The organism is Acinetobacter stercoris (assembly GCF_900323515.1).
GTDB classification, from domain to species: domain Bacteria; phylum Pseudomonadota; class Gammaproteobacteria; order Pseudomonadales; family Moraxellaceae; genus Acinetobacter; species Acinetobacter stercoris.
Window position 1 is genome coordinate 13845 of record NZ_OOGT01000025.1, and the last position, 14996, is coordinate 28840.

Here is a 14996-nt window from a genome sequence, read left to right on the forward strand (position 1 = left end):
AAAATAAACTATTTTTCTTGTTTTTGCTGGATCGGGGTAACGTTGTCATCCGCAAGATCATCATCTATATCTTCGACGTCATTAACCTTGTTGAAAAGTGCCATCAAGTTTACATTACCCAAAACGACAAGTTCGGCTTCTCGTAAAACGGCATGGTTGACATGAACTTTACTTAAAGTATCCATTACGGATTTTAACTTTCCTAACCAGCGGTTGAGATCAAGATGTAATAGATCATCTTTAACTTTGATGACTTCAAATTTTTCTAAAATCATTCCTAATGGATCTCGATTTAAAACCTTTTGATAGAAAAATAAAAAGCCATTTGCCGCAACTTTTTGGAAAAAGTTTTTATAACTTGCTTCGACGACTTGTGTATCACTGATCTGTTCAAAAACAATGAGTTGTATGTCTTTATTCATTTCCATTTGAATCAGTTTCAAGTCTACTGATAGGGTTGCATGTAGTCCTTTCACATTTAAGGTGGCATATAGTCTTAGCCAGTCATCGTGTAAATCTGCATGTAAGTCTTCAAGAATTTTTACATTGTCTGTGACATATCTTTTAAAAGTTGCATTTAAAAAGACCTGAGACAAAGGGAATTCACGCTCTTCCTCAATAAAATCTCCGGCTTTTTGATAAATTTTACTAATTTTATTTGCAATTTTAGAAAGTAGCGTTGGCATAAACCTCATCCCGGAATTCTCTCCAAAACAGGGAGATTATTTTGTCAGTCAATTAAATTTTTCAGTTTGGTGGTTGCAGTTTAACAAAATTCATAGCACCATTTTTGTATTTCTCATGATGCTTGGGGAAAATTTGATATGCATCATGTTTATATAAAAATATGTTGATTAAAACTTATTTTAACTGATTTTAATTTCTTAGGATAAATGCTTTGTCGGTTTAATGTGATGATGAATAAATTTTTTTTCAGTTTTAAGTTTTCTGAATCTTGGTGGAAAGATAGGATATTTATTGGTGCGATAAGTTTTGCCATTATTTTACATCTGTCAATATTAATGTTGCAGTTTGCCTTACCTGAAGCATCCACTACGACCAGTCATGAAATTGCTGTGACGATGCGACCAATTTTAGAAGATGTAAAAAGTGCGGAATTTCTTGCTCAGGAGAATCAATTAGGTTCGGGACGTTTTCGTGATGTGCATCGGATGAGCAGTGAGTTGCCTGCACAATCTGAAGATGTGAGTGCTGGAAATGAGCAACAGCTCGAAAGTCTGGAAAAAATACAGCAGCAACGAGAGTTAGATTTTCAAGAAAAATTCTTGATGACCGTTTTAAGCTGGCAAAAAGAAATCGAGCAGAACAACCGAAAAAAAGCCATGGATGAGTTGCAAAGTCAGTTTCAGGCTAAAGCGGCGATGGTAGCAAGCTTAGAGGCGCAGTATTTAACTCGTCAGCAAAATTTTAGCCGGCAGCAACAGATTAAAACTGTGGATGGTATTCAGGCTAAGAAAGATGCTTCTGCTGCATATTTGGATAAATTTAGAGAAAAGGTTGAGCTATATGGAAATAGTAACTATCCCGAGATTGCTAAACAGCAAAGATTAAAAGGCGAAGTTCAATTGATGGTTATTTTGAATACTGAAGGTGGAATTCGGGCGATTCGTTTAATTCAAAGCTCAGGTTTTTCTATACTGGATGAAGCTGCTAAAGCATCTGTACGTAATGTGGCTCCTTTCGGCCGTTTTGATGCCAATATGAAAGATATTTCTGAACTACGTGTAGTGAGAACCTGGCGTTTTGATCCAGCAGAAGCAGAGTTTGAGGTGCGTTAAGCATTTTTTAGTGCCGATTTAATATTTCACAGATTTCAATCTCAAAAACATCGTACCATCGTTCTTTTCCTTGACGTTGAGCTGCGATGTGTTCGCTATCGGTTTTCCAGGCTTGAATATCTTCTAGAGAGTTCCAATATGAGAGTGCGATTTCGAGTCCTTGTTCTGAAATGGCCTCAAACTTTTGACAATTGAAGTTATTAAGTGCTTTCTCACGCAATAAATGAACTGTTTGAAAATAATCATCGTCTAAAATGTTAATGTGTGCCTTAAAAATAACAACATATTTCATTAGTTTTTCTCATTATTGAATCGGTTTATGGATTCAAAATTATTTTAGTGAAAACAAAAATAAACCGTTTTATCAATCCGAATAGCATTGGATTTATTTTTAAAAACAGAAGGAGAGCTATTCCCTAAAATTATCAGGACGTTGTTAAAGAAGACGGGTTAATCTTCTTTAACTGTATAAGGGTTGTTAAAACCGAGTTTTGCTAAAATTTCGATTTCCAGAGCTTCCATTTCCTCCGCATCTTCCTCAGAGGTTTCATGGTCATATCCCATTAAATGTAAAGTGCCATGGACTAACATATGGGTAAAATGCTCTATAGCTGTTTTATCTTGTTCGATTGCTTCTTGTAGAACTACAGGAATACAAATGACTAGATCACCAATTGGTAAGGCATCAAGCAAAGATAAAACTTCTTCAGGAATGTCACTTGGAAAAGACAATACATTGGTAGGTTTGTCTTTTTGGCGGTATTCCAGATTGAGTTTATGACTTTCGTCGCTGTCAACACAGGCAATTCCTATTTCACAGTCCTGATCGACATTAATGTGACGTAAGGCGGTTTCAATTACTTTTTTGATATAGCTACGTTTGAGCACCAGTTCTGGTGCTTCAAACGATTGCTGTAAAGATAGGCTAAGTTTCAAAACTTGTCCTTAAACATTTTCTTGAGTTTGAGATTGGTGCTGGGCATCGGCAGCAGCATCATTTTCAGATAGCAGTGCTTCATGACGAGCTTTACGTTCAGCACGGGCTTCCGCACTTAAACGGTTCTGTTCACTGTCCCATCCTTCATAAGCTTCTACGATTTTTTGTACCAGCTGATGACGTACAACATCACGGGAGTGGAAGCGAGTGATATGAATTTCTTTAATTTTTTCAAGCACACGTAATGCATGTGCAAGCCCTGATTGCTGACCACGTGGTAAATCCACCTGTGTGATGTCACCTGTAATGACTGCACGTGATCCAAAACCTAGGCGGGTCAGGAACATTTTCATCTGTTCTGGCGTGGTGTTTTGAGCTTCATCCAGAATAACAAAGGAGTGGTTTAAGGTACGACCACGCATATAGGCAAGAGGAGCAACTTCAATCACTTGGCGTTCGATGAGTTTTGCCACTTTTTCAAAACCGAGCATTTCATACAAGGCATCGTAAAGAGGTCGTAAATATGGATCAATTTTCTGACTTAGGTCACCAGGTAAGAAGCCCAGTTTTTCTCCTGCTTCAACGGCTGGTCGAACCAAAAGAATACGCTGGATTTCATTACGTTCTAGCATATCTACTGCAGCAGCTACTGCCAGATAGGTTTTACCTGTACCTGCTGGACCGATTCCAAATGAAATATCACTTTGTAAAATGCGCTGAACATAGCGTTTTTGATTTGCGCCACGAGGATTGATTCGACCCTTACGTGTCTGAAGCCAGACATCATCCAAACCAGTGTGTTCCTGATCCGGGTCTATTTGCAATTCACGGTCAGTCTGACTGCCCTGAATCATGAGGTGCAAAGTATCAGCACTAATTTGGGCAGATACTTCAGCTTCATCAAATAAGCGCTGAAGTAAGCCTTCAGCTCTTTCAACTGCCTCAATTTCCCCATCGATAAAAAATGAATCTCCCCGATGGGCAATTTTGACATCTAAACGTTGTTCGATTTGTTTCAAGTGACCGTTATATGCACCGAGCATACTTTTTAAACGTTCCATTGAAATACCAGGGAATGCTACTGTACGTCGAATCGCTGCTGTCAAAGAATTATCCTTTTGAGTCGTTTTGTTTTGTAGTGGTAGAAGAGGGTTTTAAACACCAGTCTTCTACCCCTAGATTACGCCACGTCAGGTTCAAGATTCAAGAGTTCACCGTAAACTAAATTTAATGTTTTAATTTCGGTAATCTCAATCTCTGCAAAGCGTCCGACCCAATCCGGGTCTCCGATAAATGTTACTAAACGTGTATTGTCAGCTGTTCCAACCAGAACATTTGGATCATGTTTAGAAATGCTTTCGATGAGAACGCGTTGAATAGTTCCGAGCATGGCATCTGTTTTACGAATGCTGGATTGTTTGATCCACTGTTGAACTTTTGCCAAACGCTCTTTCTTTACTTCTTCTGGGGTGTCATCAGGCAGTTCTGCAGCAGGTGTTCCTGGTCGTTTTGAATAAACGAAACTATATGAGTGATCAAAATCCAGATCCTGGATAAATTGGTAAGTTTCTTCGAAGTGTTGATCTGTTTCACCTGGAAAGCCGATGATAAAGTCACTTGATAAGTGCATATCAGGGCGAACTTTGCGAAGCTTGGCAATTTTCTCAATATAAACATCAATGGTGTGATTGCGTTTCATTGCCTGAAGTACATCATTTGAGCCACTTTGAACTGGTAAATGTAGATGGGAAACCATTTGAGGCAAATCACGGTAGCATTGAATCAGCTCGTCAGAAAATTCAAGTGGATGTGATGTTGTATAACGTAAACGTCCAATTCCCGGTATTTCCGAGACCAGGCGCAGCAGTTCCGGAAACGTACAGATACCACCTTCAAAAGTCTCACCGCGATAACCATTTACATTTTGCCCAAGTAAACTGATTTCACGAACCCCTTTTTCTGCAAGTCCTGCAATTTCAGCAAGAACATCATCAAGTGGACGAGAAACTTCCTCACCACGTGTATATGGAACCACACAGAAAGAGCAGTATTTTGAACAACCTTCCATAATTGAAACAAAGGCTTTATATCCTTCTACACGAGGTTCTGGCAAAAAGTCGAATTTTTCAATATCAGGGAAAGATATATCAACCAGTTTGATTTTTTCTTTTTTGGGCTTTTCGATCTGATCATTATGTTGATCAAGCATTTGAGGTAAGCGGTGCAATGTTTGTGGACCAAATACCATGTCGACATAGGGTGCTCGTTTTTGAATGTTGTCACCTTCTTGAGATGCAACACAACCACCAACCCCGATCACGAGATCTGGATTTTTTTCTTTCAATTTGCGCCAGCGTCCTAGCTCTGAAAAAACTTTTTCTTGTGCTTTTTCACGAATAGAGCAAGTATTCATGAGTAGGATATCGGCATCGTTTGGATCAGTGGTTAATATATATCCATGTGAGTCGCCTAAAAGGTCTGCCATACGGTGACTGTCATACTCATTCATCTGACACCCTTGCGTTTCGATATACAGTTTTTTAACTGTACCTTCTGCTGGGGTGTGCTGTGGCTGGGTAACAGTGTTTTCTGAGGCAGCTTTGGCACTATTTGGAATGAAGGTTTGAACCGTCATGTAGGCTCCTAGAGATTTAAATCAAATGTACGTGTGAGCTGGCTTTTTGCTATGCTCAACAAAAGCCCGCTATTTTAACTTAAAATCCAGTTAAATTTATAAAAAAATACAGGTTGAGAAAGATTGATTTTAAATAAAAAATAACGATTAAATTAATATCAATGAATCAGTAAGTTACATAACACAACAGTAGAAATGCGTTAGAATATTTAAACTACACATCTAAAATTGCTGATGTAAACCAATGGGCGAGTTATGCGGGTTGAAAGAAATCGAGTGTTAAAGCAGCTAAATTATCATACAAAAACGTTTATTTATTTGAGTGGTTTTTTTCTTTTCGTATGTTCTCAGTCTAGTCATGCTGCAGAAGAGCAGTTTAATGATGCTTTACGCGCTTCGGGTTCAGCCAATACTGCCTTATTAGATCAATATCAGGCAGCCATGCAAAATGACGCATTAGGTTACTATCCTGAATACTGGAAGCTGAATAGCAATTTGGCCTTTCAATCGCCTGCAGCCATTATCAGTTTTGCACAGCGTTACCCTCAATCTGCTATGGCAGAAAAACTGGCTGCTGATTATGTTGAGGAAAAAGTCAAACAGGCTGATTTTGCGAATGCTCAACCGATATTATCTTATATAAGTAATCCTGATCAGGCTGAAAGTTGTGCTGTTGCCCAGGTTCGGGCAAAGTCTGGTGATCCATTGGTGTTTGCAGAGTACAAAGATGTGTGGTTAACAACAAACGCCCAACCAGACTCATGTACAGGGTTGGGGCGCATGATGCTATCTAGCCCATTGATGACCAGGCAAGATCGTGAGCAAAGACTGTATGCACAGCTTCGTGCGGGACAGTCAGGTCTGGCAATGGCCACTGCCCAAACACTCGGTATAACCCTATCTTTGGCAACTTTGAATCAGATTCAAGCTAATCCTATGGATTATTTATGGTCGGCAGAAAAAAATAATATTAGTGATTATGCTTATTTGGTTTATGCATTGGGGCGTGTAGCAGATACAGACTTAAATGTTGCTTTACAGTCAGTCCAGAAAGCCGCACAAGGCACACCAGATAATGTACAAAAATATTTATATCGAACTGTTGCCTATATCGGTGGTACAACAGTAATGAAAAATAACTTTAATCGTCAGGTATTGCAGTATTTTGATGCGAGTTATGGTGTTCCATTTAGTCCCGAAGAGTCGGAAATTTATGCACGTCAGGCTGTACGTTTTGGTGCATGGGAAAGTTTGATTCGTGCGATCAATAGTATGAGTGTTTCCCAGCGAAGTGAAGATCGTTGGCAATACTGGTTAGCCCGTGCAACAGAACAACGTGGAGACAGTACTTCAAAGCGGACAGCTCAGGATATTTATCAAAAGCTTGCGATGTCTGGAGACAGTTATCATAATCTTTTGGCAAAAGATCATATTGGACAACGCTTAACTGGTTCTCCTGCGAATGAACAGCCATCTTCAAGTGATATGCAGCGTCTAGATCAGAATATTCATTTTCGCCGTGCATTTACATTACGTAATATCAATGCACCAGCAAACTATACAAATCGTGAATGGAATTGGGCTGTTCGTCAAGCATACTTAAAACATGACGATGGTTTGATTTTAGCGGCAGCAAAGCGAGCGACTGATATGGGGTGGTATGACCGTGCCATTTATGCCGCTGAAAGAACCGAGAAAAAGCATAATTATGGCTACCGTTATGCAACACCACATCAGGCAATGGTGGTTAGTCATAGTAAAAATGCGGGGATTGATCCCGCATGGGCTTACGGTTTGATGCGTCAAGAGAGTCGATTCGTGACTGCTGCGCGCTCACATGTTGGTGCGGGCGGCTTAATGCAAATCATGCCAGACACAGCAAAACATGTAGCAAGACAAATGGGAGAAACTTATAATCCTGCTGCACTCAGTGATGCGAACACCAATATTCGTTATGGAACATATTATTTATCTATGATTCAAGGGCAGTTGAGTAGCAACCCTGTTTTGGCAACAGCGGGTTATAATGCTGGACCAAATAGGGCGAAACGTTGGCAACCTGATGATAATAAACTAGCAGCGGATCAATATACGGAATCAATTCCTTTAACTGAGACCCGAGATTACGTGAAAAACGTGATGACCAATGCTGCACATTATGGCATTTTACTTGGACAGGGACCTCAGCAGATCGAGAGTCGTATGCCACCTATTCCAATGCGAATGAGCCAGTAAGTTTTCATCATTTGATTTGGGCGTTGGACACTGAATGAACTTTACATTTTATTTGAACCAAAAAATAAGCCGGCTGGCATGGTTTTTTGTCTATGCAAGCTTAGGCGTATTTTGTGTTCAGGTACATGCTGGATCTCCTCTACAGGGTTATGTTATGCAGATTCAAATGACACCGGCAGTGTGTGCACTTGACGCAAGCAAACAAAAGCAGCGCAAATGTTTAGAGGGATACTCACTAACGATTACAGGACTTTTACCTGAGACGAGTAGTAGTAATTGTTCAACGACGTCATCAGCGACATTATCGCCTTTACAGGCAAAAGTAGTGGCACGTGTGATGCCTGAAGAAAATGCGCGTATCCAGCTCTGGCAAAGCATAGGAGGGTGTGTGCCTATGAATGCAAGTCAATATTTTCGGTTGGTGATCAATCTCGCAGAAAATCTAAAAATTCCAGCAGACTTGTCTGGTGGTGACAATAAGTCGGTTACTCAAAGTAATCTCAGAAGTCAATTTATCCGGTTAAATCCATCATTACCTGCCGATGGAATCCGCTTTAATTGTCAAAGTCAAAGCTCACGTAGTAAGCCATTGCTAACCCAGTTACAGGTTTGCTATAGCAGTAACGGGCGCTATAGAGAATGTGCCAGACATGTTGTTTCAAATTGTCCAACGAACTTTACAATAAAAGGTTCTTATTAGAAAAGAACTGTTTTAGACCAATAAATAGCCGTATTATTAATGATTTACTTAAGATTATAAAATTTCAATGTCTTATATCATGTAGAAAAATATTTTTTGTCACAATTTTAGATAGCTCTCACTTGATCTCATTGCATGTTTAACGTCACGAGAGTTCACGAAAATACACTGAAAAAATCATTATGGGCATCGAAGTGTCATATTGGCATGTTTAAATTTAAACAGCTCTTTTTAGGTCATTTATATTTCCTATCAGACTTTTGTTGAAATTCGACCTCTTTTATATGCAACTTTTAAAGGATTGGAGTACAATCTTGGTCGTTTATGATAATTCGATTAAATGGAAGTTGTCCTTTAATCACATTAACGATCCTCAATTGGAGATAATTACATGAAGCAACCCGTTCGTGTTGCCGTTACTGGCGCTGCAGGTCAAATTGGTTATAGCCTATTATTCCGTATCGCTAGCGGTGAAATGTTAGGTAAAGACCAACCAGTTATTCTTCAATTATTAGAAATTCCTGTTGAGAAAGCTCAACAAGCGCTTAAAGGCGTAATGATGGAACTTGACGACTGTGCTTTCCCATTGTTGGCTGGCATGATCGGTACTGATGATCCTAAAGTTGCATTTAAAGATGCTGACTATGCATTATTGGTTGGTTCTCGTCCACGTGGTCCTGGTATGGAACGTGCTGACTTATTGAAAGTAAATGGTGAAATCTTCATTGGTCAAGGCCAGGCACTGAACGAAGTTGCTAGCCGTGACGTTAAAGTTCTTGTTGTAGGTAACCCTGCTAACACTAACGCTTATATCGCGATGAAATCTGCTCCAGATCTTCCTGCGAAAAACTTCACAGCAATGTTACGTCTCGACCACAACCGTGCGTTGACTCAACTTGCTCAAAAAGCTGGTGTTGCAGTTTCTGATATCGAAAACATGACAGTTTGGGGTAACCATTCTCCATCTATGTATGCTGACTACCGTTTTGCGAATGTAAATGGCGAAAGTTTAAAAGATAAAATCAACGATGCAGATTGGAATGCTAACGTATTCCTTCCTACAGTTGGTAAACGTGGTGCTGCAATCATTGAAGCTCGTGGTTTATCAAGTGCTGCTTCTGCTGCGAACGCTGCAATCGATCATATGCGTGATTGGGCGCTTGGCACAAACGGCAAATGGGTAACTATGGGTATTCCTTCTGATGGTTCTTATGGTATCCCTGAAGGCGTAATGTTTGGTTTCCCTGTAACAACTGAGAATGGTGAATACAAAATCGTTCAAGGTTTGGAAATCGACGAATTCAGCCGTGATCGTATCAACCATACGTTGAATGAACTTGAAGAAGAACGCGCTGCTGTTGCTGATCTTCTAAAATAATTTAATCTTTTAGATTAAGTTGAAAGCACCCTGTCCAGGGTGCTTTTTATTTGGGGACTAGCACAAAATTTAACAAGAAACTTGATTTAATTGACTGAATTTTAGAGAGATAATGGTTAAGGTAATAACGCTTAAAATAACTTAAGGAGAATAATATGTTTGATGAGCAACCAACACTGACGCTTTTATTTGAACAATTAGGTTTGGCATCTGATGAAGCATCTATTTTAGAATTTGTGAAAAGTCATCAACTCTCCCGTGACACGATGTTGCATGAAGCTGAATTTTGGACAGATAGCCAGCGTGAATTTATTACTAGTCATTGGCAAAAAGATGATGAGTGGTCTCTGGTTGTTGATGAACTTGGGACATTATTAAATCAAGATGCTGAGAAATAACGCTATAGCTGTTTTTGAACACAAATTGCAACAACAAAAAAGATAGATAGGCTATCTTTTTTTTGTGACTTCTTATAAGTTAATTGCATAACAAATTACAATTAAGTTGATAAGGAGATAGCCATGCTCGGGAAGAACAAGCCATCCTTAGAATTGTTGTTTTCACAGCTCGGTTTAGCCAACAGTCTTGCTGCAATAGAATTATATGTTCGAACTCATCAAATTCCAGCAGGTATGCCTTTGCATGACGCCCCATTCTGGAATCGTTCGCAGCGAGATTTTTTAATTAGTCATCTGGTTCAGGATGATGACTGGGCGATCTGGATAGATGAGCTCAACCAACAGTTGCATATGGATGCTTATAAGCTTCAGACAGCTTAAATATGACTTGATCAAATCTGGAAAATAAAACATATAGCCCGTTCTTGTTACGGTAAGAGCGAGCTAATCATTTTAATGTAATTTATCCTGAATAAGTTTTACAAACCATTCTTCTTTACGTACAGAATTAAAGGCGGAATGCTGTCTTACAAGATCTAGATCATGCTCAGGATGTTTCATGTATTTATTCAACCAATGGCGGGTCAATGCGGTTTCATTCTTGGACATAGAGGCGTAGGCTAGGAAAAAGTATATATCCACATTTTCATAAGGTGTAAGCGGTTTTAAAATTTGCTGAGTAATTAAGGCAAAACGAGTTTCTTTACTAATTTCATAATACAGCATATAAGCTTTAGCCAGATGCAGAGACAGATTCAAATACAAAGACAAGGGCATTTCTTCATATTCAAGACGTGCCTGTTCTAAAAGTACAATGGCTTCCTGTAAAAAGTGGATTTGCTCTTGACGTGAGTTACTCCGAGTTACCAGCTGTAGACGCAGATCACTGCGTTCCAGTGCGAGTTCAGGCGTATTGTCTGTCAAATACAACTGATCTGTTTCACCAATACGCGAGATGATTTGTTTTGTATCTTCAAACATTTGCCTACATCCTCAATTATTCATTGTCAGTATATGAGGATGATTTAAATTATTTAAAGCATATGTTGTGATTTAGATAACACTGTCGTTGCTACGCAACCATGCCGTAATGGATAGGCGTTGATGCTTTGCCTCTAATACCTCATGCAGTAGATCACTTCTAAACATAGCAATCCGATTTGGTTTAGGGGTAATCGTGTGCCAATGATCATTTTTATCTTGTAAGTGTAGTTGGCCCCCCCAGTCTTCTTGCCATTCTTCGTGTAAATAATAAACAGCTGAAATCACACGATCGTTTTTCTTTTGAGGATTATCACGGTGTAGGGCATAAAATTCACCTGCGTTATAACAGGCAAAATGTGCTTCAACTTGTTTGATACCCAAATAAAAATTTTGGTTTAAAATTTTAGAAAATTCATCCAGCGCTTTTACATGCTGAGTAGCCATGTTTAACTCATCAGTGATCCATAGAATATGATCACTTCGGATTTTACTGACAACACCATTCTGGATCGCTGCATCACGAAAACGATTAAGATTTGAAGTACACTCCTCTACAAGCTGGTGAACATAGTCTTTAGAGTAAGCATTGTCTATAAATGCAAAACCATGTTCATTTAAGTCATCTAAAACCTGATCTATATTCCAGGTATTTGGGAGAAAAGTTATTTCCATACCGCCCCATAAAATTTAAAATGAAAGAAAAATTATTCAGAATATTCTAGAACAACTAATGGGCAGTGAAGAATTTTTTTTTCGTGTTAAAATACCTGTTGATCTAAGGAATTAATTTAAAGATGAATTACCGTCACCATTTCCATGCAGGCAATTTTGCCGATGTCATGAAACATGTGTTATTGCTGCAACTTTTAAACAGGCTGAATGCCAAAGATAAACCTTATCGTTATATCGATACACATGGTGGTGCGGGTAAATACGACTTGTCTTCTGCGCCAGCGCAAAAATCAGGTGAGTTCCTAAACGGTATTCATCGCTTAATCAAACTGGATGATTCCATTGTCCGTCAAGCACCAGAAGCAGTTCAGCAATATTTGAAAATTGTTGAAGATATGCGTAATACCTCAGGAAAAGGGGCTTATCCAGGTTCACCATGGTTTGCTTTAGAAGCAATGCGTGAAATTGATAAAGCGACGATTTTTGAGATGCAACGAGATGTATTTCAACAGCTTTATTTAAATATTCGGGATAAACGTGCAGGTTTACATGAGCGAGATGCTTATGAGGGATTACTTGGTGTAACACCACCAAAAGAAAAACGTGGCTTGGTGATGATTGATCCGCCTTATGAGCTAGAGCGTAAAGATTTTCCTCAATTGGTTGAACTTTTACAGAATGCTTATAAAAAATGGCCTACAGGGGTGTTTGCTGTTTGGTATCCAATTAAAGATCGTGCCATGATTGAGCGTTTTGAAAAGAAAATGATCAAAACGGGTATACGCCGTCAGCTTGTTTGTGAAATTTGTGTATGGCCAGACGATACACCTGTTGGGCTAAATGGCTGTGGTCTTTTAGTGATTAATCCACCTTGGCAATTTTCTGAACAGGCAGATGAAGCACTACAATGGTTATTCCCACATTTACGTATGCAAGAAAATGGTGGGCATGCTGCTGTTCGTTGGTTAGTTGGCGAATAAGTTAACATCCGATAAAGCATGGGTCACATTAGGATCTAAGATGACAAATACAAATAAACCCGAGAGCGATTGCTCTTCACAACGAGATCCATCTTTTGATGGCATCACTTTTGAGGTTGAAGAAGAAGAGCATACGCAGGAAGGGCATAAAATCAAACGCCGTGGGATTTATCTCTGGCCTAATCTCATAACGACAGCGGCATTATTGTCGGGATTCTACTCGATTATTGCCAGTATGAACGGTGTTTATATTCAGGCGATATATGCCATATTACTTGCCGCTTTGTTTGATGGATTAGACGGGCGTGTTGCTCGTGCTATTGGTGCACAAAGTGCCTTTGGTGAACAATATGATTCTTTATCGGATTTACTCGCTTTTGGTGTAGCTCCGGCAATATTGATGTATAGCTGGTCACTAAATGGTTTGGGGCGAATCGGTTTGGCATGCTGTTTTGTTTATACTGCATGTGCTGCATTTAGACTTGCACGTTTTAATGTACAAATTGGTGTCGTCGATAAACGTTATTTTATTGGTATTGCTAGTCCTTTAGCCGCCATAATCGTGATTACATTGGTTTGGGTGAGTCGTGATTATCCTGAAATATTTGATTTGAAAGAAAAAGGTATTCTTGCAATTTATGCTTTTATTATGGTTGCCGTTGGTCTACTAATGATTTCGAATATGAAATATTATTCATTTAAACAGATGGATCGTAAACGTGTTCCTTTTGTGGTAATGCTACCAGTTGTGCTGATATTTGCCGCAATTACCTATAACATTCCAGTCGGTATTTTGATTGTTTGTATACTTTATGTGTTGTCAGGTTTCGTGACAACATTTATGACACGGAAAAAAACAGTGTAATGAACTAAAAATAAGGAGGGCTTGGTATGCAGTTGTTAATGAATTTGGTTGATGAATCAAAACAACTTAATCAAGCCCAGTTCCCATTAAAACTTGGCTATCATGGACCGAAAGGCCGTTTTAAGATTATTCATCAGGCATTGATGATTCCAAATCTCCCCGCTCCATTACATTACTTTAATTTTCTCACGATTATTGGTCAGCCTAGAGTGCCAATGGTGCGTAATGATTATGCAATAAAAACAACAGCATTAGACACAGTTGCAATGATTAGTAGTGTGAGTCCACACATGGTTGGACACTTCAAATCCTATTCGATAGAAAAAGACTGTCTCTTTCAGGATGATTTTTTCCAATTTGGACAAACAGAAAAAATAGTTGGAAGTTTTCCTCATTTTTATTTACATAAAAAGGGTGAAGAATTATCTGCTGATCTGCAGATACAGACGCGTCCGATCATTTCACACTTTACTAAATTAAAATTAGGGTTGTTTGATCATTGGTCTTTACTTTGTCAATGTAAAGGAACGATTCAATATAAAGAACAAGTATTTGAAATTGACCAAATGGGCAGCTTTGAATATGCGCGGGCTGTAAATATCCCATATTTACCCTTATGTTTTTTTACATATCAAATTATTAACTTAAAAAATCATCGACAAATTCTTTTAGCACAGATTAGAAATAACTTTAATCAGATTATCCAGTCCAGAATATATCTACGTGATGCTGTAAATTGTTTATCTGAAATGTATGATGAGGATGTTTATTTTAAAGTTCATCGTGTTTATCCCAAAGTGACTACGCCAAATGGCCAGAATATGTATCTGCCTCGAGAGTTTGAGTGGGTATTAGATAATGGAAAACGCAAAATTAATCTACATGCGCAAAGTCGCGGTGATTTTAAATTTGGTTTAGCTGCTGGGTATGTCGGAAGTTTTAATTACCAAATTAAAATTGATGATGAGGTCGAAGAAGGAACTTCTGGCTACTGTGAATATATCGACTGTCGACCTTTAAAATGGCAGGAAAAAGATGACAAAGAAAAAAAAATGGATGGATTAGGGCAGCCAGCCAGTTTTTTGTTGAAAAAATAACTAAAAAAGTTATTTTAGTGCAAATAATAATCACATAAAGATAAAATTATAAAAAAGGTATTGCAAGGTGCATAAAATGCTGTAGAATGCACATCCATCGGCGGTGATGTTGATTAAAACTTCTTAAAAATCAGTTAGTTGAAGAAATTGATTGAGTTTGGGTTGTTTAAAAATAAATGAACATCATGGTTGACTTTCTAGAAATAGAGAGTAATATAGCCGACCTAGCTTGATGGCGATGAGCCATGAAGAAGATCATTAAGAGAATATGAAGAACAACTTGTGTGGATTTTTACTGGTTGATTAACGATAAATT

The 14996-nt window shown here is 38.6% G+C and carries 16 protein-coding genes; 9 read left to right on the forward strand and 7 right to left on the reverse strand.

The features are described 5' to 3' along the window. Positions 1–8: 8 nt before the first annotated feature. On the reverse strand, positions 9–686 hold the full coding sequence (locus tag KPC_RS04430; RefSeq protein WP_121973204.1) for a hypothetical protein: 678 nt from the start codon (positions 684–686) through the stop codon (positions 9–11). Between the two features lie 228 nt (positions 687–914). Here KPC_RS04430 and KPC_RS04435 point away from each other — a divergent pair, with 228 nt between their 5' ends. Beyond that, a complete protein-coding gene (locus KPC_RS04435; protein WP_121973205.1) occupies positions 915–1799 on the forward strand; it encodes an energy transducer TonB in 885 nt (294 codons plus the stop codon). 7 nt (positions 1800–1806) lie between these two features. Here the strand turns inward: KPC_RS04435 and KPC_RS04440 are convergent, their stop codons facing one another. The 4 genes from KPC_RS04440 to miaB all read right to left on the reverse strand — a co-directional run bounded on the left by KPC_RS04440 (position 1807) and on the right by miaB (position 5371). Further along, entirely contained in the window at positions 1807–2091 is a 285-nt protein-coding gene (locus KPC_RS04440) for an antibiotic biosynthesis monooxygenase family protein (RefSeq protein ID WP_121973206.1), read from the reverse strand. A gap of 158 nt (positions 2092–2249) precedes the next feature. Then, a complete protein-coding gene (gene ybeY, locus KPC_RS04445) occupies positions 2250–2735 on the reverse strand; it encodes an rRNA maturation RNase YbeY (protein ID WP_121973207.1) in 486 nt (161 codons plus the stop codon). Between the two features lie 9 nt (positions 2736–2744). Beyond that, on the reverse strand, positions 2745–3842 hold the full coding sequence (locus tag KPC_RS04450; RefSeq protein ID WP_121973208.1) for a PhoH family protein: 1098 nt from the start codon (positions 3840–3842) through the stop codon (positions 2745–2747). 74 nt (positions 3843–3916) lie between these two features. Then, a complete protein-coding gene (gene miaB, locus KPC_RS04455; protein WP_121973209.1) occupies positions 3917–5371 on the reverse strand; it encodes a tRNA (N6-isopentenyl adenosine(37)-C2)-methylthiotransferase MiaB in 1455 nt (484 codons plus the stop codon). 255 nt (positions 5372–5626) lie between these two features. On the opposite strand from miaB, the gene KPC_RS04460 reads away from it, so the two are divergent. The 5 genes from KPC_RS04460 (at position 5627) to KPC_RS04480 (ending at position 10463) form a co-directional block, all read left to right on the forward strand. Continuing rightward, positions 5627–7606, forward strand: coding sequence for a lytic transglycosylase domain-containing protein (locus KPC_RS04460; RefSeq protein WP_121973210.1), 1980 nt, complete (start codon positions 5627–5629; stop codon positions 7604–7606). 34 nt (positions 7607–7640) lie between these two features. Continuing rightward, positions 7641–8306, forward strand: coding sequence for a ribonuclease T2 family protein (locus KPC_RS04465; RefSeq protein WP_121973211.1), 666 nt, complete (start codon positions 7641–7643; stop codon positions 8304–8306). A 391-nt stretch (positions 8307–8697) separates the two neighbouring features. Beyond that, entirely contained in the window at positions 8698–9684 is a 987-nt protein-coding gene (locus tag KPC_RS04470; protein WP_121973212.1) for a malate dehydrogenase, read from the forward strand. A 155-nt stretch (positions 9685–9839) separates the two neighbouring features. Continuing rightward, entirely contained in the window at positions 9840–10082 is a 243-nt protein-coding gene (locus KPC_RS04475; protein WP_121973213.1) for a DUF2789 family protein, read from the forward strand. 123 nt (positions 10083–10205) lie between these two features. Then, entirely contained in the window at positions 10206–10463 is a 258-nt protein-coding gene (locus KPC_RS04480; RefSeq protein ID WP_121973214.1) for a DUF2789 family protein, read from the forward strand. Positions 10464–10535: 72 nt separating this feature from the next. Here KPC_RS04480 and KPC_RS04485 read toward each other — a convergent pair whose 3' ends face one another. Then, the gene (locus tag KPC_RS04485) at positions 10536–11063 is read right to left on the reverse strand and encodes a hypothetical protein (RefSeq protein ID WP_121973215.1); all 528 of its coding nucleotides are present in this window, start codon (positions 11061–11063) and stop codon (positions 10536–10538) included. A gap of 72 nt (positions 11064–11135) precedes the next feature. Continuing rightward, entirely contained in the window at positions 11136–11738 is a 603-nt protein-coding gene (locus KPC_RS04490) for a 2OG-Fe(II) oxygenase (RefSeq protein WP_121973216.1), read from the reverse strand. 122 nt (positions 11739–11860) lie between these two features. Here KPC_RS04490 and KPC_RS04495 point away from each other — a divergent pair, with 122 nt between their 5' ends. From KPC_RS04495 to KPC_RS04505, 3 genes are read left to right on the forward strand one after another with little or no spacing between them, the layout of a single operon-like run. Then, positions 11861–12718, forward strand: coding sequence for a 23S rRNA (adenine(2030)-N(6))-methyltransferase RlmJ (locus KPC_RS04495; RefSeq protein ID WP_121973217.1), 858 nt, complete (start codon positions 11861–11863; stop codon positions 12716–12718). A 40-nt stretch (positions 12719–12758) separates the two neighbouring features. Then, complete coding sequence (pssA, locus tag KPC_RS04500) at positions 12759–13583, forward strand: CDP-diacylglycerol--serine O-phosphatidyltransferase (RefSeq protein ID WP_121973218.1); 825 nt, start codon at positions 12759–12761, stop codon at positions 13581–13583. Positions 13584–13609: 26 nt separating this feature from the next. Further along, entirely contained in the window at positions 13610–14680 is a 1071-nt protein-coding gene (locus KPC_RS04505) for a DUF6670 family protein (RefSeq protein ID WP_121973219.1), read from the forward strand. The last annotated feature ends 316 nt before the right edge of the window (positions 14681–14996 follow it).

Bases quoted from the DNA above. Each gene is read 5' to 3' on its own strand.
- KPC_RS04430 (WP_121973204.1), bottom strand. From the start codon at position 686: ATGCCAACGCTACTTTCTAAAATTGCAAATAAAATTAGTAAAATTTAT.
- KPC_RS04435 (WP_121973205.1), top strand. From the start codon at position 915: ATGATGAATAAATTTTTTTTCAGTTTTAAGTTTTCTGAATCTTGGTGG.
- KPC_RS04440 (WP_121973206.1), bottom strand. From the start codon at position 2,091: ATGAAATATGTTGTTATTTTTAAGGCACACATTAACATTTTAGACGAT.
- miaB (WP_121973209.1), bottom strand. From the start codon at position 5,371: ATGACGGTTCAAACCTTCATTCCAAATAGTGCCAAAGCTGCCTCAGAA.
- KPC_RS04460 (WP_121973210.1), top strand. From the start codon at position 5,627: ATGCGGGTTGAAAGAAATCGAGTGTTAAAGCAGCTAAATTATCATACA.
- KPC_RS04465 (WP_121973211.1), top strand. From the start codon at position 7,641: ATGAACTTTACATTTTATTTGAACCAAAAAATAAGCCGGCTGGCATGG.
- KPC_RS04470 (WP_121973212.1), top strand. From the start codon at position 8,698: ATGAAGCAACCCGTTCGTGTTGCCGTTACTGGCGCTGCAGGTCAAATT.
- KPC_RS04475 (WP_121973213.1), top strand. From the start codon at position 9,840: ATGTTTGATGAGCAACCAACACTGACGCTTTTATTTGAACAATTAGGT.
- KPC_RS04480 (WP_121973214.1), top strand. From the start codon at position 10,206: ATGCTCGGGAAGAACAAGCCATCCTTAGAATTGTTGTTTTCACAGCTC.
- KPC_RS04485 (WP_121973215.1), bottom strand. From the start codon at position 11,063: ATGTTTGAAGATACAAAACAAATCATCTCGCGTATTGGTGAAACAGAT.
- KPC_RS04490 (WP_121973216.1), bottom strand. From the start codon at position 11,738: ATGGAAATAACTTTTCTCCCAAATACCTGGAATATAGATCAGGTTTTA.
- KPC_RS04495 (WP_121973217.1), top strand. From the start codon at position 11,861: ATGAATTACCGTCACCATTTCCATGCAGGCAATTTTGCCGATGTCATG.
- pssA (WP_121973218.1), top strand. From the start codon at position 12,759: ATGACAAATACAAATAAACCCGAGAGCGATTGCTCTTCACAACGAGAT.
- KPC_RS04505 (WP_121973219.1), top strand. From the start codon at position 13,610: ATGCAGTTGTTAATGAATTTGGTTGATGAATCAAAACAACTTAATCAA.